This is a genomic window from Eggerthella sp. (assembly GCF_048329335.1).
Taxonomy (GTDB): Bacteria; Actinomycetota; Coriobacteriia; order Coriobacteriales; family Eggerthellaceae; genus Eggerthella; species Eggerthella lenta.
The window spans coordinates 1-1,676 of record NZ_DBFEGU010000343.1 but is presented as its reverse complement, the minus strand read 5'-3'; the positions used below and the strand labels follow the sequence as shown (position 1 = coordinate 1,676).

The window sequence follows — 1,676 nt, the reverse complement described above, 5'->3', positions numbered from 1 at the left end:
CGATCGCCGCGCCCCAGGCGGCGTTCGCCCTCAAGCTGCTTCCGCTGGGAAGCGCTTTCGCGCTGCGCGGGCTGCTGCCGACGCGCGCCGCCGCAAGCGAGGGGACGTCCCAGGGAGGCTCCTTGTCCTTCGGCGACCTCTTGGCGACGAAGGAGCAGCGTGACGAGACGGCGCGGCTTTCGAAGAAGATCATCGCCGGTACCGTGTTGTTCGGCCTGGCCGCAGGCTTCATGGAGACGTTCGGCTCCGATCCCGGCATGGCTTCCACGCCCACGGTGCTGGCCAGCTTGCTGCTGCTCGTGCTGTTCTGCATCGCATCGCTGCAGCTTCTGGGCGTGAGCCTCGGCAAGGCAGGGGATCCGGCGGGCAAGACGGGCGGCGCCGTGGACGGGCCGCTCGACGGGGTGTACCGGTTGGCCGTTCTGGTGATGATGGCGGGTTTTCTGTTCGTGCCCGTGTTGGGCTCGTTCGGCGTTCCGGGCGAGGCCATCGTGCTGGCGGGCTATCTGGGGCTCACCTTCGTGCTGGTGTCGCTGTTCCTCGTCATGGCGAAGATCACGGGGCAGGATGCCGCCGTTTCGTTCGCGCGCGGGTTCGCCGCGCTGTACGCGGGCGAGCTGGCGGGCATCGCCTGCGGCAACGGCATCGAGCTTTTGGAGCCGGCCGGGCAGGTGCCCTACGCCGTCGCCGCGTTCGCGGGCCTGGCCGCGTTGTACGCGTACCTCTTCCTGTTCACCGAGCGGGATTTCCGCGCCCTGTCGGTCATCGTGCGCGATGCCGACCGCTTCGACGACGCATGCCGTCTCATCGCCTCGGAGCACGGGTTGTCGAAGCGCGAAGCCGAGATCCTTCCGTTGGCGCTCAAGGGGCGCACGGGGGAGCGCATCGCCGCGGAGTTCTTCATCTCGAAGAGCACGGTGGACACGCACCTGCGGCGCATCTACGTCAAGACGGGAACGCACGGCCGCCAGGAGCTCATCGATTTGGGCGAGCGGACGTCGCAGGATCTGGCACGACGCGGCTGAGGAGGGCGCCGGCGTGATGGGAAAGCGCGTGAAACGTGCAGGGTACCCGATGCCGCGCGCTGATCGGCACATGTGCGAAGAGAGACAGCGTGCGAGGGCCGGGCGCTAGCGGGCGCTCCTGCGGGCGGCCCGCAGCGCGCGGAACTCCTGCGGGGTGGCGCCGAAGCGCTCCTTGAAGGCCTCCGAGAAGCTGCCCTGGCGCGCGAAGCCCAGCCGGGCGGCGATCTCGGCCATGCTGAGGTCGGTGTCGCCCAGGAGCTCGCAGGCGCGCTCCATGCGCAGGGTGCGCGCGTACTCCTGCGGCGTCATGCCCTCGGCCTGCTTGAACAGCCTCGTCAGCTTGCTCGCGCTCATGCAGGCGATGCGGCACAGCTCGCTTGAGGGCACGGCGCGGTCCAGGTGCTCGCGGATGTGGGCCCGCGTCAGGTTGAGCGCGCTGCGGTCGGCCGCGCGGATGGCGCTCGCCGCCCCGCGCGCGTTGGCCAGCGACCAGTCCAGCAGCATCGCCGCGGCCTCGGTGACCTTCGCCTCGTAGTAGGCCGGCGCGGTGATGGACGAGGGCCGCGCCCGCTTCATCTCGTCGAACACCATGTTGAGGCCGGGCACATCCTGCATGCCGTCGAGCGAGGCGATGGCGCCGGAGAGCACGAG

Annotated in this window: 2 protein-coding genes; one reads left to right on the top strand and one right to left on the bottom strand. The window is 69.9% G+C overall.

The window, feature by feature from the left end; translation table 11 throughout:
- A partial coding sequence (locus ACMO6A_RS10735; protein ID WP_418471248.1) for a helix-turn-helix transcriptional regulator occupies positions 1-1,025 on the top strand: 1,025 nt, incomplete at its 5' end.
- Positions 1,026-1,130: 105 nt separating this feature from the next.
- On the opposite strand, the gene ACMO6A_RS10730 is transcribed toward ACMO6A_RS10735, so the two are convergent.
- Positions 1,131-1,676: helix-turn-helix transcriptional regulator (locus tag ACMO6A_RS10730; RefSeq protein ID WP_418471247.1), on the bottom strand; the 546-nt coding region annotated here is incomplete at its 5' end.